This is a genomic window from Paraburkholderia sp. GAS206C (assembly GCF_050435645.1).
GTDB lineage: Bacteria > Pseudomonadota > Gammaproteobacteria > Burkholderiales > Burkholderiaceae > Paraburkholderia > Paraburkholderia phenazinium_B.
In genome coordinates this window covers 1-26620 of sequence record NZ_JBNDKR010000001.1, presented here as the reverse complement: position 1 = coordinate 26620, position 26620 = coordinate 1, and the positions used below count along the sequence as shown (strand labels likewise).

26 protein-coding genes are annotated in these 26620 nt (G+C 62.4%); 21 read left to right on the top strand and 5 right to left on the bottom strand.

The window, feature by feature from the left end; genetic code table 11:
- Positions 1-151 precede the first annotated feature (151 nt).
- Entirely contained in the window at positions 152-709 is a 558-nt protein-coding gene (locus tag P3T20_RS00130; protein ID WP_429285689.1) for a glycine zipper family protein, read from the bottom strand.
- Positions 710-889: 180 nt separating this feature from the next.
- On the opposite strand from P3T20_RS00130, the gene P3T20_RS00125 reads away from it, so the two are divergent.
- The 3 genes from P3T20_RS00125 (at position 890) to P3T20_RS00115 (ending at position 2893) form a co-directional block, all read left to right on the top strand.
- Positions 890-1447 (top strand): helix-turn-helix domain-containing protein, encoded by a 558-nt coding sequence (locus P3T20_RS00125; protein WP_429285688.1) that lies wholly within the window; start codon positions 890-892, stop codon positions 1445-1447.
- Positions 1444-1872, top strand: a complete 429-nt coding sequence (locus P3T20_RS00120) for a VOC family protein (protein ID WP_074268647.1) — start codon at positions 1444-1446, stop codon at positions 1870-1872. The genes P3T20_RS00125 and P3T20_RS00120 overlap by 4 nt, the downstream gene beginning before the upstream one ends.
- A gap of 127 nt (positions 1873-1999) precedes the next feature.
- The gene (locus tag P3T20_RS00115) at positions 2000-2893 is read left to right on the top strand and encodes an alpha/beta fold hydrolase (RefSeq protein WP_429285687.1); all 894 of its coding nucleotides are present in this window, start codon (positions 2000-2002) and stop codon (positions 2891-2893) included.
- Positions 2894-2921: 28 nt separating this feature from the next.
- Here P3T20_RS00115 and P3T20_RS00110 read toward each other — a convergent pair whose 3' ends face one another.
- Positions 2922-4631, bottom strand: a complete 1710-nt coding sequence (locus tag P3T20_RS00110; RefSeq protein WP_429285686.1) for a hybrid sensor histidine kinase/response regulator — start codon at positions 4629-4631, stop codon at positions 2922-2924.
- 380 nt (positions 4632-5011) lie between these two features.
- Here P3T20_RS00110 and P3T20_RS00105 point away from each other — a divergent pair, with 380 nt between their 5' ends.
- Together P3T20_RS00105 and P3T20_RS00100 are read left to right on the top strand one after the other, a co-directional pair.
- On the top strand, positions 5012-5848 hold the full coding sequence (locus P3T20_RS00105) for a CHAD domain-containing protein (protein WP_429285685.1): 837 nt from the start codon (positions 5012-5014) through the stop codon (positions 5846-5848).
- Positions 5849-6246: 398 nt separating this feature from the next.
- Complete coding sequence (locus P3T20_RS00100) at positions 6247-7254, top strand: helix-turn-helix domain-containing protein (RefSeq protein WP_429285684.1); 1008 nt, start codon at positions 6247-6249, stop codon at positions 7252-7254.
- 61 nt (positions 7255-7315) lie between these two features.
- On the opposite strand, the gene P3T20_RS00095 is transcribed toward P3T20_RS00100, so the two are convergent.
- Positions 7316-8617 (bottom strand): MFS transporter, encoded by a 1302-nt coding sequence (locus P3T20_RS00095; protein ID WP_429285683.1) that lies wholly within the window; start codon positions 8615-8617, stop codon positions 7316-7318.
- A gap of 378 nt (positions 8618-8995) precedes the next feature.
- On the opposite strand from P3T20_RS00095, the gene P3T20_RS00090 reads away from it, so the two are divergent.
- The 6 genes from P3T20_RS00090 to P3T20_RS00065 all read left to right on the top strand — a co-directional run bounded on the left by P3T20_RS00090 (position 8996) and on the right by P3T20_RS00065 (position 15668).
- Positions 8996-9913 (top strand): STAS domain-containing protein, encoded by a 918-nt coding sequence (locus P3T20_RS00090; protein ID WP_083611806.1) that lies wholly within the window; start codon positions 8996-8998, stop codon positions 9911-9913.
- Between the two features lie 34 nt (positions 9914-9947).
- Positions 9948-10307, top strand: a complete 360-nt coding sequence (locus P3T20_RS00085; protein ID WP_429285682.1) for an STAS domain-containing protein — start codon at positions 9948-9950, stop codon at positions 10305-10307.
- A 107-nt stretch (positions 10308-10414) separates the two neighbouring features.
- A complete protein-coding gene (locus P3T20_RS00080; RefSeq protein ID WP_429286171.1) occupies positions 10415-10801 on the top strand; it encodes an anti-sigma regulatory factor in 387 nt (128 codons plus the stop codon).
- Positions 10786-11877 (top strand): ATP-binding protein, encoded by a 1092-nt coding sequence (locus tag P3T20_RS00075; RefSeq protein WP_429285681.1) that lies wholly within the window; start codon positions 10786-10788, stop codon positions 11875-11877. The genes P3T20_RS00080 and P3T20_RS00075 overlap by 16 nt, the downstream gene beginning before the upstream one ends.
- Positions 11874-13685 (top strand): ATP-binding response regulator, encoded by a 1812-nt coding sequence (locus P3T20_RS00070; protein WP_429285680.1) that lies wholly within the window; start codon positions 11874-11876, stop codon positions 13683-13685. The genes P3T20_RS00075 and P3T20_RS00070 overlap by 4 nt, the downstream gene beginning before the upstream one ends.
- 24 nt (positions 13686-13709) lie before the next feature.
- On the top strand, positions 13710-15668 hold the full coding sequence (locus P3T20_RS00065; RefSeq protein ID WP_429285679.1) for a hybrid sensor histidine kinase/response regulator: 1959 nt from the start codon (positions 13710-13712) through the stop codon (positions 15666-15668).
- Between the two features lie 20 nt (positions 15669-15688).
- On the opposite strand, the gene P3T20_RS00060 is transcribed toward P3T20_RS00065, so the two are convergent.
- Both P3T20_RS00060 and P3T20_RS00055 read right to left on the bottom strand, forming a co-directional pair.
- On the bottom strand, positions 15689-16294 hold the full coding sequence (locus P3T20_RS00060; protein WP_074268637.1) for a hypothetical protein: 606 nt from the start codon (positions 16292-16294) through the stop codon (positions 15689-15691).
- A 34-nt stretch (positions 16295-16328) separates the two neighbouring features.
- Positions 16329-17168 carry a hypothetical protein gene (locus P3T20_RS00055; RefSeq protein WP_074268636.1) on the bottom strand — a complete coding sequence of 280 codons (840 nt, stop codon included), beginning with the start codon at positions 17166-17168 and terminating at the stop codon, positions 16329-16331.
- An 86-nt stretch (positions 17169-17254) separates the two neighbouring features.
- Between P3T20_RS00055 and P3T20_RS00050 the strand changes: the two genes are divergently transcribed.
- From P3T20_RS00050 to P3T20_RS00005, 10 genes are all read left to right on the top strand, one after another.
- Positions 17255-18244 carry a sugar-binding transcriptional regulator gene (locus P3T20_RS00050; RefSeq protein ID WP_074268635.1) on the top strand — a complete coding sequence of 330 codons (990 nt, stop codon included), beginning with the start codon at positions 17255-17257 and terminating at the stop codon, positions 18242-18244.
- A gap of 379 nt (positions 18245-18623) precedes the next feature.
- On the top strand, positions 18624-19955 hold the full coding sequence (locus P3T20_RS00045; RefSeq protein ID WP_217272845.1) for an NAD(P)H-dependent oxidoreductase: 1332 nt from the start codon (positions 18624-18626) through the stop codon (positions 19953-19955).
- Positions 19956-19990: 35 nt separating this feature from the next.
- Positions 19991-21031: a thiamine pyrophosphate-dependent dehydrogenase E1 component subunit alpha gene (locus tag P3T20_RS00040; RefSeq protein WP_074268633.1), complete on the top strand. Its 1041-nt coding sequence runs from the start codon at positions 19991-19993 to the stop codon at positions 21029-21031.
- Positions 21028-22074: an alpha-ketoacid dehydrogenase subunit beta gene (locus P3T20_RS00035; RefSeq protein ID WP_074268632.1), complete on the top strand. Its 1047-nt coding sequence runs from the start codon at positions 21028-21030 to the stop codon at positions 22072-22074. The genes P3T20_RS00040 and P3T20_RS00035 overlap by 4 nt, the downstream gene beginning before the upstream one ends.
- A gap of 1 nt (position 22075) precedes the next feature.
- A complete protein-coding gene (locus tag P3T20_RS00030) occupies positions 22076-23368 on the top strand; it encodes an acetoin dehydrogenase dihydrolipoyllysine-residue acetyltransferase subunit (protein WP_429285678.1) in 1293 nt (430 codons plus the stop codon).
- Positions 23369-23530: 162 nt separating this feature from the next.
- Complete coding sequence (locus P3T20_RS00025; protein ID WP_074268630.1) at positions 23531-23926, top strand: transcriptional regulator GutM; 396 nt, start codon at positions 23531-23533, stop codon at positions 23924-23926.
- A gap of 111 nt (positions 23927-24037) precedes the next feature.
- A complete protein-coding gene (gene srlA, locus P3T20_RS00020) occupies positions 24038-24592 on the top strand; it encodes a PTS glucitol/sorbitol transporter subunit IIC (protein ID WP_074268629.1) in 555 nt (184 codons plus the stop codon).
- Positions 24593-24640: 48 nt separating this feature from the next.
- Positions 24641-25675, top strand: coding sequence for a PTS glucitol/sorbitol transporter subunit IIB (gene srlE, locus P3T20_RS00015; RefSeq protein WP_074268628.1), 1035 nt, complete (start codon positions 24641-24643; stop codon positions 25673-25675).
- A 13-nt stretch (positions 25676-25688) separates the two neighbouring features.
- Entirely contained in the window at positions 25689-26072 is a 384-nt protein-coding gene (locus P3T20_RS00010; RefSeq protein WP_074268627.1) for a PTS glucitol/sorbitol transporter subunit IIA, read from the top strand.
- Between the two features lie 89 nt (positions 26073-26161).
- On the top strand, positions 26162-26620 hold a 459-nt coding region (locus tag P3T20_RS00005), incomplete at its 3' end, for an HPr family phosphocarrier protein (RefSeq protein ID WP_429285677.1).

Here is a 26620-nt window from a genome sequence, read left to right as displayed (position 1 = left end):
GATAGGTATCCTCAAGTATTTGCCAGGCAGGGCACGGCAACAGGTTGGTGCTCTGCGTGATCCATGGCCGCATCATCGCGCGGCAGAGTGAGCAGGAAATTAGCGCGGGCGCTCAGCAGGTTCGCCTGGTGAGCCCGCTCAGTAGGCCCGCTCAGTAAGCCCAGTAACCGTAGCGTTGCGGGTAGCCGTAAACAACCGGAGCCGGCACAACAGCGACAGGCGGCGGAGCGTAGGCCGGCACCGTGCTATAGACGGCCGGCTGGGAAATGGTGTTGCCCTTTGACGCCATACATTGCGCGTAGGCGGCGTCGTAGCGCGACTGCAGGCTGGCCGAGGTGGCTTGCGTGTTGTTTGCGCCAACAGCACTGCCGAACAGGAGGCCCGCGCCCGCGCCGATTGCTGCGCCGATGCCGGCATTGCCCGCTGCTGCACCGAGCAGCGCGCCGGCGGCCGCACCGCCTACGGTGCCGACGGCCGTACTGCCGACGCCTTCCGGTATCGCGCTATGGGCCGGTGCGCCGGCATTGTCGGAGCGGAACGCGTAGTCGCGGCAGGCATAGTCTTCCTGCTGGAACACGTTCATCGGTTTGCCGCTGGGCGGCAGTGCGACGACTGACGGGCCGGACGGCGGAATAACGGCGCAGCCGGTGAGCGCAATGGCGACGAGCCCCACGGGCAGGGCCAGGCGAGTGATTCGGACGAGCTTCATGATGTTTGCCTCCTCTATTCGATGACGCCATCTTGAGGGGGCAAACTTAGCGGCGAATTAGGCTGATGCAGTGCGCTGCGTGTTGTGGGTTGGACCTCAGCGCTGCTCGATGACTCGGGACGCACGGTTGAACGTGCATAATCGTTGTTTCGAACCGCAACCGCAGCGCAAGGAGACGCCATGCCAAGGGACCGGGCAGACCACAGCGGCGGACCGCTCGCCCGATCCTCCGAAGCAGCCACCTTCGATGTCAAAGCCAGCGCCCTGCAAGACCCCGCCTTGCTGCGCCGTCTGCTGCGCGCCAAAGATCGCATGGATGCCGCCTCGCACGAGGCATGGCCCGTCAAGCGACTGGCCGAGGTCAGCGGCGTCTCCGAAGCCCATTTCGCGCGCTCGTTCAAGCAGGCCTTCGGCGTTCCGCCACACCGTTACCTGCTGACTCGCCGCATCGAGCAGGCGACCACGCTTCTGCGCGACACCGAGCTAAGCATCACGGAAATTGCCTTCGCGACAGGTTGGGAGAGCCTCGGCACTTTCGGCCGCACATTCCACGACATCACCGGACGCAGCCCCAGTGCCATGCGCCTCGAGGCCCGCGCCAACCTGCCTGGACTTGACCGCATGCCTGCCTGTGTCGTGAAGGCCGCGAAACGCCCGGATCTGACGATCGCAGTTTTGGAGAAGCGCCGCCGCGTGGTCAAAGGTACAGTGCGGCCATCCATCAAGGAGGTGTCATGAACCAGGGTATCAATGTAGTGGGCCTGTATGTCGACAACCAGGACGAAGCGCTCGCGTTTTACGTCGACAAACTCGGATTCAATGTCCACACGGACGTGCGTAACGGTTCCTATCGCTGGCTCACGGTCCAGCATCCGGAACAGCCGTCGTTCCAGCTCGGGCTGTTCACGCCCGGGCCGCCGATTCACGACGAAGCCACTGCGCAAACCCTGCGCGCGATGGTCGCCAAGGGGGCGATGCCGCCTCTTGTCCTCGCAGTGGCCGACTGCCGCGCCAGCTATGACCGTCTGAAAGCGAGCGGCGTGGAATTCACCCAGGAACCGATGGAGCGCTACGGCAGCATCGATGCCGGTTTCCGCGATCCCGCTGGCAACGGCTGGAAGATGATCCAGTCCGCGCCGGCGAAGGCTGCCTCATCGGCGTAACCGGGTCGCCGCGCCGACCTTAGTGCCCGGCGAGAAACGCGCTTACGTCCTGGCCGCAGACGCTTTGCATCCTCCGGCATAATCGGCTGAACGCTTTATTGTTTAGTCTTGCCGCTCTGGAGGCGTCATGCTTAAAAGCATTGCAACCAATCTGCTCGAGATTGCCTATGACGAACAAGGCGATAGCGCAGGATGGCCGGTTATTCTGCTGCACGGTTTTCCGTACGATATCCACGCGTACGACGAAGTGACGCCACGCCTGACGGCCAAAGGCGCGCGCGTTATCACCCCTTATCTTCGCGGCTATGGGTCAACGCGTTTTCTCGATTCGACCACACTTCGTTCGGGCCAGCAGGCCGCACTCGGTGCGGACCTGTTGGCGCTGCTCGATGCGCTTCAGATCGAACGGGCCGTGCTGGGCGGATATGACTGGGGCGGCCGCGCCGCGTGCATTGTGGCGGCGCTGTATCCATCCAGAGCGCGCGGCCTTGTCTCGGTTAACGGCTACAACATCCAGAATATTGCTGCTGCCATGCGGCCGAGTACGCCGGAAAAGGAATATCGCTTGTGGTACCAGTATTACTTTCATGGCGAGCGCGGCCAGGCCGGACTGACCGAAAACCGCTTCGAGTTTTGTCGCCTGCTGTGGTCGTTATGGTCGCCCACCTGGCGCTTCGACGACGATACGTACGCTCGCTCGGCAGCGGCCTTCGATAATCCAGACTTCGTCGACGTGGTGATCCATTCGTATCGGCACCGTTACGGACTCGTCGATGGTGATCCCCAGTTTGATGAAATGGAGCGGCGCTTATCGTCCACACCGTCGATCACCGTACCAACGGTCACGCTAGAGGGCGACGCCGATGGCGTTACGCCGCAGGGAGGAGGGCAGGCGTCCCTGAAGCAGTTCACCGGGCGCCACGAGAACCGCGTCGTGCCGAATGCAGGCCACAATCTCCCGCAGGAGGCACCGGAAGCGTTCGCCGGCGCAATTCTCGATGTCAACGCGTGGGCGGGTTGAGGAGAGAGGAAGACGCGATACCGCCCGGTCAGACAATGCCGCCGAGTTTTCCGCCGGCACGATTCGCCAGGATGTAGCGCAGCTTGTCGAGCGACAACGGCTTGGTGAGGTGATAGTCGAAACCCGCTGCCAACGCCCGGGACTTATCGGACTCCGCGGCATAGCCAGTCAACGCCACGAGCAGGACGTCGTCGAGCTGGCTGTCGGACCGTACCGCATGGGCGACCTCGAAGCCGTCCATGCCGGGCATGCCGACATCGATGATGGCAACCTCGGGCAATTCTTCCTTGATCAGACGCACCGCTTCGCGTCCGCAGTCGCACATCGTGACGTGATGTCCGTCGAGCTCCAGCAGGATGCTGAGCGACTGCAACGCATCCGCGTTATCGTCGGCGAGCAGCAGACGCACCGATCCCAGACCTAGCGATTCGGTCGTATCGCCCGTGGCCGCCGATTCGTCGCGGACGCTCAGGATGGGCAGGCGCAGTGTGACCGAAGTGCCTCGCCCGCTGCCCTCACTTTGCAGCGAGATCGTCCCGTCGTGAAGTTCGACCATGCGCTTGGCCACGGCAAGACCAATTCCCAGTCCACCTTCGGAACGGGCATTGCCGCGTGCCGACTGGGCGAAAAGTTCGAAGACGTGCGGCTGGACCGCGCTGTCGATGCCAATGCCGTTGTCGTTCACTTCGATGACAACCACGTCCTTCTGTTCCGGTTCGCGATCTTCGGCCACGATCTTTACCGCCAGTTCGATGGTCCCGCCGACCGGCGTGTACTTCGCGGCATTGGACAGCAGATTGCCGAGCACCTGGCTTAGCCTGATGTGATCGGCGCGGACGGGCACCGGTTTCTCGAGACCGGTCAACCGGAGTGAGTGGCGCCGCGACTGGATGTGATGCTTGACCGCGGTCACGGCATCGAAGGCAATTTCGTTGAGTGTGGTATCGCTATGTTTGATGGCGAGCTTGCCATGCTTCAGTCGCGCGGCATCGAGCAGGTCGTCGACCAGCGTTCGCAGATGCCTCATCTGCCGTTGCGCAATGGTCAGGACTTCGACCGCTTTTTCGTTTTCCGCACAGAGCTTGATGGCTGCGCCGACCGCGCTGTCGATAGGCGCCATCGGGTTTCTAAGCTCGTGTCCGAGCATCGCTATGAATTCGCTATGCCGGCGCTCGCTTTCCTCGCCGGTGTCACGGGCATCCACGGTGGTCAGCGCGGCACCGGCCGAGACCGCCAGGTCCGAGAGCAGGCGCACGTCTTCGAGATCGAACTGGCGTGCCGGGATGTGCGACATCACCCATATCGCGCCGACGGGCCCGTTCTCAGTCGGAATCGGAACGATGAGTCCTTCGACAATCTCCACGCCGGGAAACTGCAGGCTGGGAAAACTATCTTGCGGGCGAAGAAATAATTGGGGTTCTGCGGATTCCACCGCTAGCCGGCACGGACATTCGTGCCATGCTGTCGTTTTGCCTTGCAAGCCTACGCATAAGCCGGCCACGGCCAGCCAGCGAAAGTGCCGCCCGGCGTCGACGCCTTCCATGAGACTGATGCCTGCGCTACCCGCATCGCAGAGCGACAGGGCGGCGTCTGCTATCTCCTGCAAGAGCCGCTCGCGCGATCCCGACTGGGCGCGCGCGAGCCTCAGCAATACACGGTTTTCCGCGGCGTGGTCCGCCGGCCGCGCGGAACGCATGCGGAGTTCATCCGGCTGTGCGGGTCTGTGATTGCTTTCCATGGCATCGAGGCGCGCTGAGAAAGGGCAGGTGAATTGTTGCGATGGGAAGGCTGCATGAAGCCCCGCAGGACGATAGGATGACATCTCGCGGCAAAGGCAGGTCTGGCAGAAGACAAGGATTGACTAACTGATCCGAAGAAGATTGTACGAGGCTTTAGCGCGCAGCGGGCGTGAGTCCACATACACGTTGTCGGTACTCTGGTCACGGCGCGCGTCGAGGAATTGGCTTTATCCGCGACGGGTTAACCCGGAACGCCTGCGAGTGCGCCTTCGCTGTGGCGGCTTGCGTGTGGGTACGCAGGTTGCTTACGATATCAAAACGTGCCCCGCATGCAGGATGCCGTGACCGCAGAACCGGTCGGCCACCAGCAGGAGACGAGATGAAAACGAATAAGGAGCCGGGCTCCACCGAACCCGACGCCGCTGAAGCGCACTTTTCGGACTATGCCAGGCCGTTGATTGACGAGGCGAATTCATCTGCTGCAGCGCTGCGCTCGGACTCCGACGCCGAGGTGCTGCACAGGCTGCGGGTTGCGCTCAGGCGCCTGCGAACGCTGCTCTGGGCCTACCGGCCGCTGCTTGGCGAGGAACTCGAGGAACGGCAGGGAGAGCGTTTCAGGTCTCTCGCAGGCGCGGCCGGCAAAACCCGCGATTGGGACATCCTGATCGAGTTGCTGAATGAAGCCTTGGGCGAGAAGCGGGCGCCGACTGAGCGCCTGCTTTCCGCACGCGCCGCTGCGCTAAGCGACAGCCGGGAGAGGCTGGCTCATGCCGGCATCAATTCGGAATTGCAGGACGCCCTGAACGATGCGAACGACACCTTGCGCCAAACGCGCAAACCCACGTCGTTGAAGAAGTTTGCCCGCAAGCGCGTGGCGGCCGCGGAGAAATCGCTCCACAAACGTATGCGCCGCGCCCGGGACGCCAAGGGCGCCGAATACACCTCGTATCACGACGTCCGCAAGGCAGGGAAGAAGGTTCGCTACCTGCTTGAGTTTTTCGAGCCGTTGCTGTCCAGCAGGCAGTTGAAAACGCTGAAGGGCTTGAAGAAGCTCCAGAAGCGGTTCGGCGCACTGAACGACGTGGTGGCGAGCGAAGAGCTGTTACGGAGCAGCAGCCGCGACTTGTTCAGCAATAGCCGATCTGTCGCTACGGCTCTGGCGGCCCTGGAAAAGCAGCGCAAGCGCCGGGTTCGCGCCGCGGCGAAGCTGCTATGAACGGGCAGTAAAAAATTCCCAAAAACTGGCACGCACGGTCAAGCCTGCCAGTAAAAAACGGTCAGAATGGCGTCCGGTTGCTAGAGCGGGCGGAGAGACCCAATGAGCAATCCGTCTAAAAAATAAAAAACAAAATAAGAAAAACAGACCGGTTACGGTCGGCGAAGGATCTGGCCATTCCGAGGGCTATGCCAGAACCTGAGAGAGTTCATATGTCGCATTGGCGGCCTGGTTGTATCGTCTGCGCAACTCGCCCGGCTGGTTTTAACGCCGGGCGAATTCTTTTTCGTCCTCCAGTTTGGGAAAAATTCATGCAAGGTGAATTTTTCGGTTAAATTTCAGGAGCGACCACCCCAGCAGACCTCTGGGGGACCATTCCAGTACAAGAATTGCGTTACATGAACTCCCGCGTTAATCCGGCTGATCTGCGCCGCCCGATGAAACAGGGCATTGCATACAGCCATTTCAATGTGCAGGCGGAACCTCCGCAGCGGCGTTTGCTCGCCTGGCGCGATCGCGTCGGCCATGTTATTGACGTCCTGCCCTCGCGGTCCGATCTTGAAAGGCCCTTCCGGGCTTCGATCGATCGTTATCAGGTCGGCGATCTGGTATTCACCGACTGCCGCTCCGATCTGATGGTGCTCGATCGCTCGCTGGCCCGGATCTCGGTCGACACCGTGCGTGACTTCGTCTTCCACGTATTTCTGGAGGGCGGAATCGCGAACATCGCCCTACCCAGGCAGCGCGAAGAGACGCCTGCTGTTGCGAAAATCGTTGCACTGGATATGGGTCAGCCCGTGCGCATGCAGCGCAACGACTGCAGGGTGCTGACGTTTTTTGTACCCGGCGAACTCGTGCAGGAAGTCTTTCCCGATCCGGAAGCTATCCACTGCCGTACGCTTTCCGCTGCAGCGCCGTTCGCGGGGATGATCGTCAGGCACGTGTCGGCGCTCGCGCAGAACATCGGCAGCATGAGTGCCGGCGAAGCGGACAGCGCCATCCGGGCGGGAGCGCAACTGCTCGTCGCGGGGTTCGGCAAGGACGCAGGGCTGAGCGGCAATGCTCGCGCGGCGGCCCGGTCGGTCATGTTCGATGAGGCGCGGCGCTATATCAAGTCGCACCTTTACGAAGAGACGCTTTCGCCCGAGAGCGTGCTCGGCGCGCTGCCGTTTCCGCGCAGGAGCCTGTATCGCCTGTTTGAACATGAGGGCGGTCTGAGCGCGTATATCCGTCATCTCCGGCTGCGCAGCGCAGCCGAAGATCTGACGCGCTACCCGCATGCGACGGTGACGGAGATCGCCTACGGCGTGGGCTTTAAAAGCGCTTCGGACTTTACGCGGGCATTCCGGCGGGCCTTCGATATGGCGCCGCAGGATTTCCGGGCTTTGGCGGCAGAGGCGACCTAGGCACGGCTGGCTGACGCACGGCCGGTTTGTGCACGGCCAACGCAAGCGCCATCTCTGTCAGTCAGGGTTCGCGCGGCCGCTCCCGGAACAGCATCAACGCACAGAAGCTCACCGCACACGCCGGCGCCACATACCATGCCGCAGACATTGGATCGCCGGTCCATTTGATCAGTCCCGTCACGATGAATTGAGCGGTGCCGCCAAACACGGCGACATTGAGCGCATGTGAAACCGCCATGCCGCTGGCTCGCACCTTGACAGGAAGCGCTTCCAGCACCAGCAGGGTGGTCACGCCGGCGCCCAGCGCCAGCAGGACGCTAATCAACCCGACACCGCACAGGATAGGCAACGCGCTTTTCGCGTGGGTGATCAGCAGGAACACGGGATAGACCAGCAAAGCCATACCCGCCGAGCTGATGAGCGCCAGTGGCTTGCGGCGCCGCAAACGGTCGGTGAGACGGCCGGCAAAGGGAGGAATGCCGACAAGCAGCACGGTCGAGCACGCCGATACCAGGTAGCCGGTGATGGCGGGCATATGCATCACCCTGGTCACATAGCTTGGCATGTAGTAGACGGTCGTGTAGACCGGCAAGGTTTGCCCCATCAACATCAGCGTGGCCAGGATAACCGTTGTGCCGTGTGTGCGAAACAGTTCCGCCAACGGCATTCTAGTGTTTTCTGCCGTGGCGCCACGAGGCGGATCTTCGCGAAGCCGAAGGCGAACGTACAAACCGACCGGTGCGATCAGCAGGCCGATCAGGAACGGCACGCGCCAGCCCCACGCGGTAAACGCTGCGGGAGACAGTGTGTGACTGAGTAGCACTCCCAGGCTTGCTCCAAGCAATGCGGCGGCGCCCTGGCTGGTGAACTGCCAGCTGAGCAGATAGCCCCGGCGCGCTGCGGGCGCAGTCTCCATCACGAAGCTCGCGGCAACGCCAAGATCGCCGCCTAGTGCAAAACCCTGCAGCGAACGGCCCGCGACGACAATGAGCGGAGCCGCCACGCCTATCGTCGCAAACGGCGGACACAGTCCAAGCGCAGCAGTGCCTGCCGCCATCATCCAGGTTGTCCTGACCATTGCGGCGCGACGCCCTACGCGGTCCGCGTATGCGCCGATCATCATCGCGCCAAGAGGGCGCATGAAGAAGCCCACACCGAACGTGCCGACTGCGAGCAATAGCGACGTCAACGGGTCTCGTGCGGGAAAGAACTGCTCTCCGATCATTGCTGCGAAGAAGCCGTAAACGGTGAAATCGAACATTTCGAAGCCGGTTACGAGCGATGCTGCGACCACGGCCTTGAGCAGCTCGCGGCGATCTTCCTGATTACTGTCCGGTTCGTCGCCTGTCGCGACAGGAGGCATGCGCATTCTTTTTCTGGAGTGGTCAATGTGGATGCGTGAGCTTCGAGTCGCAAAATGCGGGCTCACTGCAAGGTGCACCGCAACATATCACGGGCGCGCATTTGAAGCTCGACAGAGTCCTCGAATTGCGAGGTAATTGTTACCTTTTAAACCATCGGTCATTAGGCTTCAGGCACATTCGACCTGGCACACGAAGGCCGGTTGCGATCGGCGTCGGCCCTGTCCAGCAAGGCTCGCAGCAATCTGCATGTGCCATTGTGAGGGCGCCCTGGCGCATGTTAAAGTCCATTGCGCCTTTTGAGCGGTTGGTCAGGGCGCGAGCAAAACGACATTGCCGGCGCCTTGCGCCTTCAGCTGATCATCGACTGGGGACACTGTATGGAAACGCTTGGCGGATCGCGTCTCGCCCGACTCTTCAATGAACGACAAAACGAGTTGCTCGGCGAATGGGTGGCGCAGCAGTATGCAATTGCTTCGCGCCGCGGCGGTGTCACCGAAGTGCAGTTGCGTGACCAGTTCGTACAGTTCGTCGCCGTCGTCTGCTCGGCGCTCGAGTCGTCCGATCGCGTGGACTTCAAGACTCGAGCGTGGGACGAAGTTCGCGGCTTTCTCGCGGACGTTTCGACGCAGCGCGCGCGGCAAGGCTTTACGCCGGTCGAGACCGCCATGTTCGTGTTCTCGCTGAAGGAACCGCTTTTCGCCCGCTTGCGTACCGAACTCGTGGCCGACCCTGCCAGTCTCACCGAGCTCACCTGGACTATCAGCACGCTGTTCGATGCGATGGGCCTCTACACCACCGAAGTCTTCCAGAGCAGCCGCGAGCAGGTCATCGTGCGTCAGCAGCAGGAACTGCTCGAACTGTCGACGCCGGTCGTGCAGTTGTGGGACGGAATTCTGGCGCTGCCGCTGATCGGCACGCTCGATTCCGCGCGCACCCAGGTCGTGATGGAAAGTCTGCTGCAAAAGATCGTCGAGACGGGCGCGGCAATCGCGGTCATCGACATTACCGGCGTGCCCACGGTCGATACGCTCGTTGCGCAGCATCTGCTCAAGACCGTGGCCGCCGCCCGGCTGATGGGCGCGGATTGCATCATCAGCGGCATCCGTCCGCAGATCGCACAGACCATCGTTCACCTCGGGGTGAATCTGCAGAACGTCATCACCAAGGCTACGCTCGCGGACGCATTCGTCGTGGCGCTGAACCGCACCGGCAAGTCGGTCTCGGGCACGGGCACGCATGGCGAAGCGCCCGGCGCACCCGGTCCGTTGCGCGGCAACCAGTTCGCCGGCGACTGACGCCGGCTCACGCGGGTTCAACCGGACCACGACAATGGAACGCATTCCGATTCTGCGGATGGGCAAACTCCTGCTTGTCACCATTCAGGTCGACATGCACGATCGTCTCGCCATGACGCTGCAGGACGATTTGACGAGCCGTATCGTCAAAGACCGCGCCAAAGGCGTGCTGATTGATATTTCGTCGCTGGATGTGGTGGATTCGTTCATCGGCCGGATGATCGGCGACACGGCCGCGATGGCGCGTGTGCTCGACGCTGAAACCGTGGTGGTCGGCATGCAGCCTTCCGTCGCGATCACGCTGGTCGAACTCGGACTGGCGCTCCCCGGCGTGCGTACTGCGCTGAACGTTGAAAAAGGCGTGGCGCTCCTGACCGGTACATCACCGCTTTGAGCGCGATCCCCGGCAAGACAACCGAGCGTAGCCCACTATCCTCCATGCTCAGCGACGAAAAGACTGCGGGTCCGGTAGGCGCTGACGGTCAGCCGCCTGACGAGATCATGCCGATCCGCTCGGACGAACAGATCGTGCGGTTGCGGCGTTTCGTGCGCGAGAAGGCGGTGGCCCACGGTTTTTCGCTGATCGATCAGACGAAATTCGTGACCGCGGCCAGCGAACTCGCACGCAATACGCTGATATATGGCGGGGGAGGCGACGTACACTTATACACGTTGCACCGTAATGGCCGTATTGGCCTGAGGCTCGAGTTCATCGACAACGGACCTGGTATCGCAGATATTTCGCGAGCGCTGTCCGACGGCTATACCACCGGCAACGGTCTGGGCCTCGGCCTGGGCGGCGCCAAGCGGCTGTGCGATGAGTTCGATATCCGTTCGGCGCCCGGCGAAGGTACACATATTTCGGTGACCAAATGGAAACCGTTTTGAATGGGCTGAGCGTGACCCAGCGGCGGTTCGAGATCGGCGATCCCAGCTCGATTTCGTTTGCGCGGCGTGGCATCAATGAAGTGGCGTATAGCGTCGGCTTTGACGACACGGTGCTCGGCAAGCTGGCGATCATCGTGACCGAGTGCGCGACCAATCAGCTCAAACATGCGCAACGCGGCGAACTGCTGGTGCGGCCGATTGTCCGCGAGAGCGGATCTGGCTCATCGCTGCCTGTCCGTTATGGCGTTGAACTGCTCGCGATAGACAACGGCCCCGGCATCCTCGATCTGCACGCCTGTTTTGTCGACGGCTACACGACGGCCGGCAGTCCCGGCAACGGCATGGGTGCGATTCAACGGCTCAGCGACGAGCTCGACATCTGGAGCGTGCCAGACCGCGGTACGGCACTGCGTATCGTGATGTGGGCCGCGGGGGCGGATGCGAGCGTGCCAGACAACCCATCGCCGATTGTGTACGGCGCGATCAATCTGCCGCTGCACGGCGAAACGCTATGCGGCGATGCGTGGATTTGCGGCTACGCGGACGGCGAATTCCAGGTGCTGGTTGCCGACGGCCTGGGGCACGGTCCGCTTGCCAACACAGCAGCACTCGCCGCCACGGAGACGTTTGCGCGACGCGGCGCCGCGAGCGTGACAGAAATTGTCGCGGCGTCGCATGAAGCGCTGCGGCCTACACGCGGAGCCGCGCTCGGCGTCGCGAGCATTCCAGCCCCCGAGGCGGGAGAAGGTGCTACCGGCAGCGCACGTTTTTGCGGCGTCGGCAACATCGCGGCGAGCGTGTGGACGTCGTCGAGTCATCGCCATCTGGTGTCGCACGCGGGCATCGTCGGTCATCAGATACGCAAGACCCAGGAGTTTCAGGTCGACTGGCCTTATGACGGACTCCTGATTCTCCATTCCGATGGCCTTGCAACGCGCTGGGACCTGGGCCGCTATCCGGGTCTGGCGCAGCGTCATCCGGCATTGATTGCGGCAGTGCTCTATCGCGACTTCACGCGCGGTCGCGACGACGTGACGGTGTTTGTCGCGCGTGCGCGGCGCAGCGGGGACGCATGATGGCCGAGCCGCTGCAAGTCCTTCCGCTCGACAGCGAACTCTCGGTAGTCGCGGCGCGTCGGCGTGCCCGCGAAATCAGCGAAGCGCTCGCTTTCACAAAGCATGACCAGATCCGCATCGCAACCTCCGTACTCGAGGTCGCACGGGTTGTATTTCTCGCGACCTCCAGCGGACGCGCGGAATTTTTACTAGAGAAGGCGACTCAACCACCAGGGCTGTTGATCCGTCTGGTGGCGCCCGCAATGTCGGTCGCAAAGCTGCTGGAACGGTCAGCCGGCGCAGAACACGCTGGCACCGGTGAGGTTCCGGGTCCGCTTGGGGTACTTGCAGCTCAACGGCTGATGGATGCGTGTTCGATTGACGATGTGGACGGCGATGCCGTCGTCACGCTGGTGAAGCACCTGTCGGCGCAGGCGCCGCTTGCTGTCGACAAAGCGGCTGCAGTGCTCGTCCAGCAAACCGGTACGTCAGGCGCGGGAGGTTCGTTCGACGAAATGCAGTGGCAAAGTCGCGAACTGGCCGCGGCGCTCGATGAACTGCAGGAACGCCAGGAAGAACTCACGCGGCTTACCCGCGAACTGGAAGACACCAATCGCGGGGTGGTTGCGCTCTACGCGGAACTGGACGAGCGCGCCGACCATCTGCGGCGCGCCGACGACGCCAAGTCGCGCTTCCTGTCGAACATGAGTCATGAATTTCGCTCGCCGCTGTATTCGATTCGCGCGCTGTCGAAACTGCTGATGGATCGCACCGACGGCGACTTGACGGATGAGCAGGCCAAACAGGTGCGCTTCATCCGCAAGGCGGCGGAAGAACTCTCCGAAACCGTCGACGACCTGCTCGATCTCGCCAAGATCGAAGCGGGCAAGGTCGAATTGCGTCCGGCCGAGTTTGAGGTGGCTAATCTGTTCTCGGCGTTGCGCGGCATGCTACGACCGCTCTTGCCGACCGCCGACGTCGAACTGGTGTTCGAGCCATGCGATGAGATTCCGCCGGTCTACACCGACGAAGGCAAGGTTTCGCAGATTCTCCGCAATTTTGTATCCAATGCATTAAAGTTTACCGAGCACGGCGAAGTCCGTGTGCGAGCCCAATACGACGCTGATCAGAAACTGTTGACGTTCGCGGTTTCGGATACGGGCATCGGTATTGCGCCCGAGCATCAGCAAAGCATTTTCGAAGAATTCGAACAGGTGGAAAACCGGCTGCAGACCTATGTAAAAGGTACCGGGCTTGGACTTCCGTTATGTAGCAAGCTCTGCAAGCTGTTAGGCGGCACGGTGGGTCTGGTGAGCGAGCTGGGCAAGGGCTCGACTTTCACGGCGACCATTCAGGCCTATCTACCGCAGATCGTCGGACCGGAGCCTCGCACGCCTCTGGCTAGCGATACCGATACCGGGCGCGATATGGTGCTCTTTGTTTCGACCAGTCAGGATGACCGGCTGCGTTATGAGGCGTCCCTGCATAACACGCGCTACCGCTCGGCCAACGCGGCCACCGTGCGGGAAGCCAGGTCGACCCTGGCGATGACGGCGGCGTGCGCCGTGCTGATCGATATGGAATCCGGACGCGAAGACGGTTGGTCCTGGCTAGGCGAATTGCGCGAGCAGGACTCGGTTGTGGGCCGCGTTGAAGGCGTGGTGCGAGCCGCTGGCGATTCGCGCAAGCGTCACGTGCCGGTGATCGTTCTGAGCGATGTGGACCAGCGCGGCCGCGCCGAATCTCTTGGCGCAGACGCTTTCTTTGTTAAACCGCTGTCGGGCAACGAACTGCTCACTTCGCTGGACGCGATGTTGAGCGCCCCCTGACCGATCCACGGACAAGAATCTTCCATGAACGACGCGACCGCCAACCTGATACTCAATGTCGATGACAACGACGGCGCCCGCTATGCGAAGAGTCGAATCCTCTCACGTGCCGGCTTCGAGGTGATCGAGGCCGCCAATGGCACTCAGGCCCTCGAACTCGCGCGCGCCTCGCTGCCAGACCTGGTTCTGCTCGACGTCAAGCTGCCGGACATCAATGGCTTCGAGGTATGCCGCCAGATCAAGGCCTCTCCGGAGACCGCGGCCATTCTGGTGCTGCAGACCTCTGCTGCGGCTGTGCAAAGCATCGACCGGATCAGAGGGCTCGACAGCGGCGCGGACAGCTACCTGATCGAGCCTATCGAACCCGCCGAACTCATCGCACATGTGCGTGCGCTGCTGCGCGTGCGCCGCGCGGAGGGTGCCTTGCGCGAAAGCGAAGAGCGCTTCAGGCAGATGGCGGAAAACATCGACGACGTGTTCTGGATGCTCGATCCAGCGACGGATCAACTGCTTTACGTCAGTCCTGCTTATCATCGTTTGTGGGGAGACCCGGCGACCTTGCCGCAGCCGGGACCGGCGCACTGGGCAGGCAGGGTTCACCCGGAGGACGAAGCCATGGTCGAGGCGGCGTACCGTGCGCTCGTCAGCGGCACGCCATACGAGATCGAATACCGGATAGTGCGCCCCAACGGCACGATGCGCTGGGTTGCCGAGCGCGCCTTTCCGGTGCGCGATTCGCGTGATTCGATCTATCGGCTAGCCGGCGTGGTCAACGATATCTCCGAGCGCAAGGCCAACGAAATGGTGTTGCGCGACGCGGATCGCCGCAAGGATGAGTTTCTCGCCATGCTTGCGCATGAGCTGCGCAATCCGCTTGCGCCGATCCGCAACGCGATCGAGTTGCTCGATCCGAGCCGTGCGCCCACCACGCAGAATTTCGAAACGATGCGCGAAGTGATCGGACGCCAGGTGAGGCACCTGAGCCGGCTCGTCGACGACCTGCTCGATGTGGCGCGTATCACGCAGGGCAAAATCACGCTGCGCCAGGAGAACGTCAGTCTCGCCGCAGCGATCGAGGCAGCCGTCGAAACCGTCGCACCCGCACTCGCCAAAAAGGCGCATACGGTGAAGACCGAGATGCCGGACGACTCGCTCTACATCGTCGGCGATGGCGTGCGGATTGCGCAGGTGCTCGGCAACATCCTCTCGAACGCGGTGAAATATACGCCGCAGGAAGGCGAAATTCTGATCGACGTGCGCGAGTCAGATGAAGACGTGCAAATCACCGTTCGCGACAACGGGGTTGGCATGAGCGCCGAGACGATTCCGCATATCTTCGACCTGTTCGTGCAATCGCAGAACTCGCTGGAGCGCTCTGAGGGTGGCCTCGGTATCGGGCTGCCGTTGGCGCGCACGCTGGTTGAATTGCATGGCGGCCAGATCCAGGCATTCTCGGCCGGCGCCGGGCAGGGCAGCGAGTTCGTGGTGCGCTTGCCGCTCACGCGCCGCGTGCAGTCGGGGCAGCCGGCGCTGCCGGCCGAGTCCGTCGCTGCATCGCCGGTAGCGCCGAGCGCAGGACCGGCGTTGCGCCTGCTGCTGGTGGACGACAGCGTGGACGCCGCGACTTTACTGTCGATGGTCCTGGAAGCGGACGGCTACGACGTGCGCATTGCACACGAGGCGACGCAGGCGCTGGAAATCGCGGCGCAGTTCAAGCCCGAGATCGTATTGCTGGATCTGGGCCTGCCAGGTATGGACGGCTTTCAGCTTGCCCAGGAGATGCGCAAGCTGGATAGCACCGCCGGTGCGCTGCTAGTCGCCGTCACCGGTTACGGCCAGGCGGGCGACCGTCAGCGATCCCACGACGCGGGTTTTGACTATCACCTGGTCAAACCGGTGGCGGTGGAGGAGATCCACCGGGTGATCGAGACTCGCTTCCCCAAGGCCTCGAGTCTGTCCGGAAGCGGAGTGCCGGAGGCCTAAGCGTTCGTTTTGTGTAGACGCTACTGGATCTTCGCGGGACGTCGCGCTGCGGCCGGCCGGTTATTGATCTGGGTCGGCTCGCGCCAGTTGGGCTCGAGTCCCATGAACTTGTCGAAGAACGCGATGGCAAGGCCCGGCTCTTCGATCATGTTCTCGCGAAACGATTGCCATACCGCCGGGTGAGAGATCGCGTCGGACGGTTGCACTTCCACCGCGCACTGTTCACGCAGGGTGGCTTTGAGCGTGCCGATGCAAAAGTGGGTCAGCACGTAACCGGCCGGCCACCAGTCGGCGATGTTTCCCGGCGACGGACGTAACTGCGTCGACGCGTCTTTCTTCAGGTGAATCGCTTTCTCGCGCAGCAAGTCGCGCAGCAGCACGCCGAACACAAACTGGAAGTAGTCCTGCTCGTTCTGACGCCGATAGTCTGCACTGCGCTCGACGACGTCGATCCACGCAAAGAATGCCGTGGTGAAATTGCGGTCGTCGATTTCGACCGGCAATGCGTGCCGTTCCCGGTACTCGTCGCAGCACCGTTGCAAAAGCTGGCGGCATAGCGTGAGCTTTTGCACACGCTTCCACGTCGCTATTTCCTGTCCTTCGATGCTACAGATCGGTTGGCTCATTCGCACAACTCCTCGCAGACGTGCAGCGCCGGCCTCAGCAAAGATGGGCGATCGCGTACTCGATTTCGTGACTCAGCGCATGCAGCGGTTCGGGGCCCTTGAGTGCCTGCTTGAACGCTGTTTCGCGTGCACCCACCACGTCGGAGAAAAAGCGCACGGCAGCGTCCGGCTCGGTGGGAATGCCTGAAGTACAGGTGTCCTTCGCGAGCGACACTAACGACAGCATCAGGAACACGTAGGCGTTCGGTTCCGTGACGAGCCACCACGGTGCGTTCACATCCGGTAGGACTTCGAAACGGGTACTGCGGATCGGTTGCGTCTCGAGCAGCGACAACACGAGTTGCGCGCATGCGAGGCATAGCGCGCTGCGCGAGGACATCGCGCGGGCCGCTTGCGGCGCCGATAACGCCGCACCCATGCGTTCGAGCGTCGTGCAGATGCGGTGCTCGAAGATCAGCACGTCGGCTGCGCCGCTTTGCATGATCATCCGTTTCGCCGCCGCGTAATACGACATCGAAAATTTGCGCAGCGTCTTTGCGGGCCCGGTGGCCATCTCGAGGTAAGTGGTGAGGGGTTCCAGCAGAACCGGTGATTTCCAGTGGTCCTGCAAGGTTGGTACAGCGTGACCCGCAAATGACTCGGCTGTTTCGATCAGATCGTCCGCCAGATGGGCGACCGATTCGAGCGACAGATAGGAGGGCGCCTTGAGCGGTGTTGCGGAAGACGCGAGCGGCGCCACGGGCCGGTCGCTTCTGAGCGGTCCGGGCACATTGCGTGCCGCGTAACGCAGTTGACGCGCACAATCGCGCAGCGCGAGCCCGAGCTGGTTGATGTCGCGGCTGAGATGCTGCGGCAAGGGCGATTTTGACTCCATGGGTGTCTCAATGTTGCAACATTTGAAGTTAAGATAGCACAAGTGTTCAGTGCATAGATTGCCTTTTTTCATCTTAGGAGCCGAGGTTGCAGAAAGCGAGTGTTGCCCCGGAAAGCGTCGAGAACGACGAACAGAATCCCGCGCGGCGTCTGCGTTTGCGGGCCGCGTGGATGTATTTCGTCGAGGAAATGACCCAGAACGAAATCGCCCTGAAGCTGGGCGTCGGGCGTGTGACCGTCGTGCGGTTGCTGGCCGCTGCGCGCGAGCGCAACGAAGTGAAGATCAGCATCGGCGATCGTCTGGCGGAGTGTGTCGAGGCAGAGCGTCTGCTCGAAAGCCGCTTCGGCATCGACGAGGCGATCGTCGTGCCGCTATCGGCGCGCGGCGCCGACGCAACCGGTCCGATCGCGGCGGCGACCGGCGCCTATGTATCGTCGCTGGTGCGTGCCGACATGCGCATTGGCGTGGCCTGGGGCCGGACCCTGGTCAGCTCGCTCGCCTTCATGAGCGAGCGCACGGTGGAGAACGTGTCGGTGGTGTCGCTGCTCGGCGGCATCATGAAAGCGCGCAAGTTCAACCCGGCTGAATTCGCCTGGCGTTTTGCATCGTTGTTTCAGGCGGATTGTTATCTGATGACCGCACCGCTGGTAGTGGATAGCGCGGCCACGCGTCAAACCCTGATCGAACGCTGTGGCCTTAGCGATATTTTCGAACTCGCCAAGTCGCTCGACGCAGTTGTGCTCGGTGCCGCAGGCATGGGCGCGGATGCGACGGCGCATGTGTCGAAATTCATCTCCAATGCCGACCGCGCGTCGTTGTTGAAGGCCGGCGCAGTGGGCGACGTGCTGTTCAATTTCTTCGATTCCAGCGGCAAGCTGGTCGATCATCCGATCAACGAACGCGTGATGTCGGTGCCGCTCGATATCGTCAAGAAGGTACCCGTACGCGTGATGGCCGCGGGCGGTGCCAGCAAGGTGCCGGCACTGGCTGCCGCGCTGAAGATAATCAGGCCGACTGTTCTCATCACGGACGAGTACACCGCGAAAGACGTCCTCAAGCTTGCCGGTCCTGGCTGAGCGGCACGCATCTTAAGGCCGGCGGGCTGGCGTGCGCTGATCCGCCTGCCTGTCGTGCCACCTGACGGGCATCCGCCCCATTTTCTCCGCCCTCCGCATCAAGCAGCGTTCGCCTGCGCATTCGTGCGCTCGTTCGTTCTCCTCTGAACTTCCACGCTCCAGATAAACCCTGGAAACGGCCATCGCCGCGTCGCATGCGCGCGTCCGCGTACGGGTAAATCCCAAGCCTGAAAACGCTGTCTGGACAAAACTCGACCTTGTCCCTGGCGTGAACAAAGTGCTATTGTGAAATACATAAGTTCTATTCTATCTCGGGGCGCACAGGCGCCTGCCGATACGTCTTCGTGCGCTCGTGCGCTGAATTTCAGGAGCTATGCCCATGCACAACATCACTCCCAGCGGCCTCGCGGCCGACCTCGAAAAGCGTGCCGCCTCCGGCCGTCCGATCCGCATTGGTCTGATTGGCAGCGGCGAGATGGGCACGGATATCGTGACGCAGGTGCGGCAGATGCACGGCCTGGAAATTGGCGCGATCGCCGATCTGCGGCCCGAGGCGGCGCGCGCCGCCGTGCGAGTCGCCAACGGTGCGGACACCGGGTACCGGATGGTGGATACGCGCAGCGCGCTCGAACAGGCAATCGAAGCCGGCGAGATTGCGATTACGCAGGACGTCGACGCGGTCTGCACGAGCGACCTGATCGACGTGGTGATCGATGCGACCGGCAAGCCCGCGGTCGGCGCCCAGATCGGCCTGCTTGCCATGGAGCACGGCAAGCACCTGGTCATGATGAATGTGGAAGCGGACGTGACCATCGGCGCTTATCTGCGCCGCGAGGCGGAGCGGCTTGGCGTGGTGTATTCGCTGGGCGCGGGCGACGAACCGAGCTCGACCATCGAGCTGATCCAGTTCGTTAGCGCGCTCGGCTATCCGATCGTCGCGGCGGGCAAGGGCAAGAACAACCCGCTCAATATCGACGCGACCCCCGACGTCTATATGGACGAGGCCAAACGCCGCAATATGAATCCTCGCATGCTGGTGGAGTTCGTCGACGGTTCGAAGACAGCTGTCGAGATGGCGGCAATCGGCAACGCCACCGGCCTCACGCCGGACGTGCCCGGCATGCACGGGCCGTCGGCGACGCTCGAGGAGCTGCACAAGGTGCTGTGCCCGGTGGCGAACGGCGGCATCCTGTCGCGCAAGGGCGTGGTCGATTACACCATTGGCAAGGGCGTAGCGCCCGGCGTGTTCGTGGTCGCGGAACTGGCGCATCCACGCCTGCGCGAACGCATGGAGGACCTGAAGCTCGGCGCGGGGCCGTACTACACGTTCTACCGCCCGTATCACCTGACCAGCCTCGAAGTGCCGCTCACCTGCGCGCGCTCGGTGCTGTACCGCCGCGCCGATATGGAGCCGTTGCCGGTGCCGGTCGTCGAGGTCTGCGCCGTCGCCAAGAAAGACCTGCAACCGGGCGAGCGGCTCGACGCGATCGGCGAATACAACTATCGCGCCTGGGCCATGACCGTGGGCGATGCGCGCACGCAGCATGCCGTGCCGTGCGGGCTGATCGAAAACGGTCGCGTCACGCAACCGATTCGTCGCGGCGAACTGCTGACCTATCGCAACTGCGCCGTGGACAGCGATTCGCAGATCGTCGCGCTGCGCCGTCTGCAGGACGAAATGGTCTACGGCAAGCCGCTCGCGGTCGCGTAACGAACGGGTGCACCGCCCCGTCAAGGAGGATGGACATGCAGGAGATTGTAGAGGCATTGCCCACCAGGCCGGCTACGGCACTGCGCGGGGTATTGTTCCGGCACGATGCCGCGGCGCTGCGCGAAGCCTTGCGCAAAATGATTCTCGTGCGGCGTTTCGAAGAGAGCGCCGAGCAGGCATACATGCGTGGTCTGATCCACGGCACCATGCATCTTTCCATCGGCCAGGAGGCGAGCGCGATTGGCGCCACGCTGCCGCTCACGGACAAGGACTACATTACCTCCACGCACCGCGGCCACGGCCATTGCATCGGCAAGGGCGCGGACCCGAAGCGCATGTTCGCGGAGTTCTTCGGCAAGGAGACCGGCTATTGCCGCGGCCGCGGCGGCTCGATGCATATCGCCGATGTGAGCCAGGGCAACCTGGGGGCGAACGGCATCGTGGGCGGCGGGATGCCGATTGCGGTGGGCGCAGCGCTGTCCATCAAACGGCAGCGCAAGGACAGCGTGGTGATGTGTTTCTTCGGCGATGGCGCCAATAACGAGGGCGCCTTCCACGAGTCGCTGAACTTCGCTTCGATCTGGAAGCTGCCGGTGATTTTCGTGTGCGAGAACAACCGCTACGGGATGTCGATGTCGGTGGAGCGTTCCACGGCGGTCACACACATCGCACAGCGCGCGCTCGCTTACGACATGCCGGGCGTGACCGTCGACGGCAACAGCTTTGTCGAGGTGCTGAACGCCAGCGAAGAAGCTGTTGCTCATGCGCGCAAGGGCAACGGCCCCACGCTGCTCGAATGCGAAACCTACCGCTTGCGCGGTCACTCGAAGAGCGACCGCAACCGCTACCGCACGCGCGAGGAAATCGACGCGTGGAGTGCGCGCGATCCGATCGTGCGATTCGAGAGCGAATTGTTGCAGTGCGGCTTGCTCGATGCCGCAAGTATCGCCACGCTGCGGGAAGAAGTCGAAGCGCAGATCGAGGCTGGCCTCGAGTTTGCACAGAACAGTCCTTCGCCGGCGCGGGCCGACCTGACCCGTTACGTGTATGCGTCGACCAGTGGGAGCGAGCAATGACAGCGGACGTGCTTGAACACACGCATGCGGTGCAAGAGACGGAGACGCACGACGCAGTGCGCGAACTGACCTACGCCCAGGCGATTCAGGAGGCGATGGCCATTGCGATGGAGCGAGACGAGCGCGTGTTCCTGATGGGCGAGGACATCGGCGTCTATGGCGGCGCATTTCAGGTCACGGGCGACCTCTATCAGCGCTTCGGCGCGGAACGGGTGATGGACACGCCCATTTCGGAACTGGGCGGCGCGGGCGTCGCGGTGGGCGCGGCCATGACAGGCTCGCGGCCGATCTACGAATTCCAGTTCTCCGATTTCGCCACGCTTGCGATGGAGCAGATCGTCAATCAGGCGGCCAAGATGCGCTTCATGCTCGGCGGCGAGGCTTCCGTGCCGCTAGTGATGCGCTTTCCAGCGGGCTCGGGAACCGGTGCGGCCGCGCAGCACAGCCAGAGTCTCGAAGCCTGGTTTGCTCACGTGCCTGGTCTCAAGGTGATACAGCCAAGCACACCGCACGATGCGAAGGGCCTGTTGCTGGCCGCGCTGGAAGACCCGGACCCGGTGATGATCTTCGAGCACAAGCTGCTGTACAAGAGCAAGGGGCCGGTGCCGGAGGGCTACTACACCGTGCCGATCGGCAAGGCGGCCGTGCGTCGCGCGGGACGCGACGTCACGATCGTGGCGACCTCGATCATGGCGATCCGCTCGCTGGAAGCCGCGGCGCAACTCGAGCAGGAAGGTCTGGATGCCGAAGTGATCGATCTGCGTAGTATCCGGCCGATCGACCGCGAGGCGATCATTGCCAGCATCCGCAAGACCTCGCGGCTGATCTGCGTGTACGAGGGTGTGCAGCAGCTTGGTATAGGTGCGGAGATCGCTGCAATCGCCTGCGAAAGCGAGGCCTTCGATTACCTGGACGCGCCCGTGATCCGGCTGGGTGGCGCCGATTGTCCGCTTCCGTACAACCCCGAGCTGGAAAAAGCCGCCGTTCCGCAGGTCGACGACATTGTCGCGGCGGCGCGGCGCATCGTCGGCGGGAGAGGGTGAGATGCCGACCGAAGTCATCTTGCCGCGCGTCGACATGGACATGACCGAGGGCATGATCGCCGCCTGGCATGTCAAGGAAGGCGACGAGGTACGCGAAGGAATGCTGATCTTCGAGATCGAGACCAGCAAGGCGACCATGGAGATCGATGCGCCGGCAAGCGGCATCATCCGTCAGATCAATACGCCGGTTGGCGAGTCGGTGGCGGTGGGTACGGCTGTAGCGTGGATCTATGCGGCGGGTGAGGCGTTAGTCGAGCACGGTGAGCATGGCGGTAGGGCCGCGGAGGACGACGTCGCTGCCGCTGGCACGCAAGCACCTTTGCGGGCAACCCCGGCGGCGCGGCGCCTTGCTCGCGAACGCGGGTTGCAGCTTGTGGGGATTGCGGGGTCCGGGCCACATGGACGTGTGGCTGCGCAAGATGTGCTGCGTGCGGCCATGCTAGAGGAGATGCCAGAGCCGGCAGTCACAGGAGCACCGCACACGCACCTTCTGCACAGCATCGCGTTACGCAAGGGAAGCGGCGATCCACTGGTGCTGTTGCACGGCTTCGCTGCGGAATCCAACAGCTGGCGACCGTTCTCGCAGGCGGTGGCGCGCCTGGGCGCGACGGAGGCCGGCATACTGGCGGTGGACTTGCCCGCGCACGGCAAATCGCGGGCAGAGGCGGCGGGGTCGCTGGAAGAGATGATTGCGGCGCTCGAGCACACCTTGCTCGACGCAGGCATCGAGCGTTGTCACCTGGTCAGCCATTCTTTCGGTGGCGCTTTGGCCCTGGCCACCTCGGCACAGGCTTCACGGCTTGAGGTGCGCTCACTGGCTCTGCTTGCTCCAGCGGGTCTGGGACCCGAGAGCAACGGTTCGTTCCTGCGCGGCCTCACTGACGCGACGCGGCGCGCAAGTCTCGTCCCATGGCTCAAGCAGTTATTTGCAGACCCGGCGCGGCTGGACGAAGGCTTTGTCGCCACTGCGTGGCAGCAACTGGAGAGCCCAGAGGTTCGTGAGCGGCTCGCGGTGGTGGCGGATGCGTTCTTTCCCGACGGCACCCAAATGCTGGATCTGCGGCATCTGCTCAACGATCTGACGATGCCCGTACGCGTGCTTTGGGGACAGCAGGACCGGATACTGCCGGTTAGGCATGCAGACGGCTTGCCCGGCCATATCGCGGTGCACCGGTTCGCGGGTGTGGGTCATTTACCGCACGTCGAAGCCGAGGCGCAGGTGGCCCGTATAGTCGTGCAAAACATGGCATCTGCAACGGCGGCGAACACGAGCGCGCGTGTCGCGATACGATAGCGCACCATGCGACTTGTGCAACCGTTCGGCAAAGCGCGTGATGAGAGAGTGAGAGGGGAATGGATGGCGTTTTCCCCAATGATATTCCAGATGAACAATTGTATTATCCAAAGTACAAGATGTTCACAGATAACTATGTTGCATGGGACATAGGAGACGACGATGGACTTTGTGCGCGGTGCCTTACTCGCCCTGGCGGTGTTCTGGGCGTTGCAGCTGGTCGGTTCATGGTTTCAGATGCGCCGCTATGGCGACGCGATCCGTGACTCTGCAAAGCGCTGGCAGAGCGGCTTTCTCGGCGTCGGCGCCTGCAAGGTCAAACTCGGACGCGGCGCGGTCGCTATCGTCGTGCTGTCCCCCGATCTGCGCGTCTGCCAGTTCCTCAGCATGTCCGGTCTCACGGTCTTCACGCGTTTCCGTCCTCATGAAGGGTTTGCCGGCCTGTCGACGAGCGAGTTCAACGCCCGTCTGAAGACTTCGAAGTTGCGCCGCAGCATTGCGCAGGCTGCCACCGATGCCCTCGAGCGCGCCCAACGCGCGGCGCAAGCGCCCACCTGATTTCCTGGTTAGATAGTTCAGCAAACTGTTGTTTCCGGTTCCGCCGGGTCACGCTGAATCACGCCTTGCGGAGCTTTTCGCGATCGTTTCGGTTTATCTGGGAGATTCGCCATGTTCATCCTCGATTGGCTCACGCATGTCGCAGAAGGGTTCATCGGCATCTTCAATGCCGGCGGTAAAACGTTTGTGGGCTTCGTAGTGGGCATCCTGCCCACGCTGATCGTGCTGTTGACCGCGGTGTACACGCTGATCGCCCTGATCGGCGAGCAGCGGGTGCAAGGCCTCGCGCGCTTCTTTTCGAAGAATGTCGTGACGCGTTATACGCTGTTGCCGCTGCTTGCGATGTTCTTCCTGACCAATCCGATGGCCTATACGTTTGGGGTTTTTCTCGAAGAGAAGCATAAGCCCGCGTTTTACGATTCCGCTGTTTCGCTGTGCCATCCGATTACCGGTCTCTTTCCACACTGCAATCCAGGCGAGCTGTTTGTCTGGCTCGGCGTGGCGGCTGGTCTCACCAAGCTGGCGGAAAGCCATGCATTGGCGTTTTCCATTCCTAAACTCGCGCTGTTCTACCTGATCGTCGGTCTCGTTGTGAATCTGCTGAAAGGCATCCTGACTGAAGCGTTGACCCGGATTCTGGCTCACCGGGAAAACATCGAACTGTGATGCACTGCCGTCGCCGGCAATCCAACATCGAGACTGAGGAGACCTGAAATGGACACGAGAGCATACAGAACGGTGAAGGTCGAGCGTGGACCCAACGGCTGGGGTGGCCCGCTCCTGATTCATCCCACCGCAGAACGCAACAAGATCGTCGCCGTGACTGGCGGCAGCATTCCTGAACTGGCGAGGGTTCTTGCCGAAATGACGGGCGGTGTGCTGGTCGATGGCTTCCGTACGCCGCCGCCCGAATCGGAGATGGCCGCGGTGGTGATCGATTGCGGCGGTACCGCACGCTGCGGTGTCTATCCGCGCAAGAAGATTCCGACCATCAATCTGACCTCAGTGGGTCAATCCGGCCCGCTGGCGCAATTCATTACCGAGGATACCTATGTATCGGGCGTCACGCCGGAAAACCTGACGGCGGTGGAAGACGATGCGCCAGGCGATGCGCGCGCGAGTGCCGCACGTAGCGCGAGTCACTCCACCTCGCCGTTTGCCGCGCCTGCTGGTGGCGGTGTCGTCGGTGCTGCCACGCGCGAAGCCGAAAGCTCGCGCGGCCTGATCGGCTTCATCACGCGGATCGGGCGCGGCATGGGCGGTGTCGTCAACGTGCTGTTCAATAGCGGGCGCAAGGCGATCGATACGGTGATCCGCAACGTGCTGCCGTTCATGGCCTTTGTGACGATGCTGATCGGTATCATCAACTCCACCGGGATCGGTACGGGCCTCGCCCATCTGCTGTCACCGCTCGCCGGCAACATCGTCGGCCTGATCGTGCTGTCCGCGATTTGCGGCTTGCCGTTCCTTTCTCCGATACTTGGACCAGGAGCGGTGATCGCTCAGGTGATCGGCGCGGCCATCATTGGGCCGGCCATCGGCAACGGCACGATTCCGCCGCAGATGGCGCTGCCGGCCCTGTTCGCTTACGACACCCAGGTGGGCTGCGACTTCGTGCCGGTCGGCATGGCGCTTGGCGAAGCCAAGCCGGAGACGATCCGGATCGGCGTGCCGGCGGTCCTGATCAGCCGGCAGATTATGGGCCCCATTTCGGTTCTGATCGCGTGGGCGGCGAGCTTCGCACTTTAACGGATGAGATGGAATGACTATGCATTACTACAAGACGGTGATCTCGGAGGTCGGTCCCGAAGTGCGGGACCTGCTGGAAGGCGGCGTGATGATTCTCTACGCGCATGGCGCGCCGCCTGAACTCGCCGAGGTGTCCGTGCTGCATCGGGCCGAACAGCTGCATCCGGAGGCGCCGCGTGCGGGGTCGCAGTTGCGCATTGGCGAAGTCAGTGCGTTTGTCACCGCAGTGGGGCCGACGGCATGGAATAAGGTGAACGAGATGGGTCACGTGGTGATCAATTTCAACGGTTCGAGCACCGCTGAGCGTCCCGGCGAAATCTGCGCGCAACCGGTCGACACGGATGCATTGCTCGCCTGGATCCGGAGCGGCACCGTGATCGAGATTGTCGATGTTTGATGTTGCAGGCGGTCATGCCGGAATGGCGCGGTCATGAGGCAGAGTGGTGCAATCGGCTGGATGTGTTCCGTGAATAAGAAGGTCCTGTCATGCTAGAAACCGCAATCGTCGTCAAGGTAAACGAAGGACTGCATGCGCGTCCCGCCACGCAGTTCGCCAAACTCGCGAAAGAGTTTTCCTGCTCGCTGCAGGTCTTTCGCGGCTCGACGTGCGCCGATGCAAAAAGCGCGGTGAAGCTCATGCTGCTTGGCGTCAAACAGGACGATCAGATTCTGCTGCGAGCCGATGGCTCTGACGAAAGCGATGCGGTGCGCCGGCTGCTGCAGTTTCTCTCGGAGCCTACCGCGGGGGTGGCGCTTGCGCGGCATGACGGGAATGGCGGCCTGGAGGAACCGGCTGGGGCAACCGGGCCTGGAGCGGCTGCGGGTCTGGCGGAAGCCGCTCAGACGCAGCAGCAGGAGCAGGAGCAGGAGCAGGAGCAGGAGCAGGAGCAGGAGCAGGAGCAGGAGCAGGAGCAGGAGCAGGAGCAGGAGCAGGAGCAGGAGCAG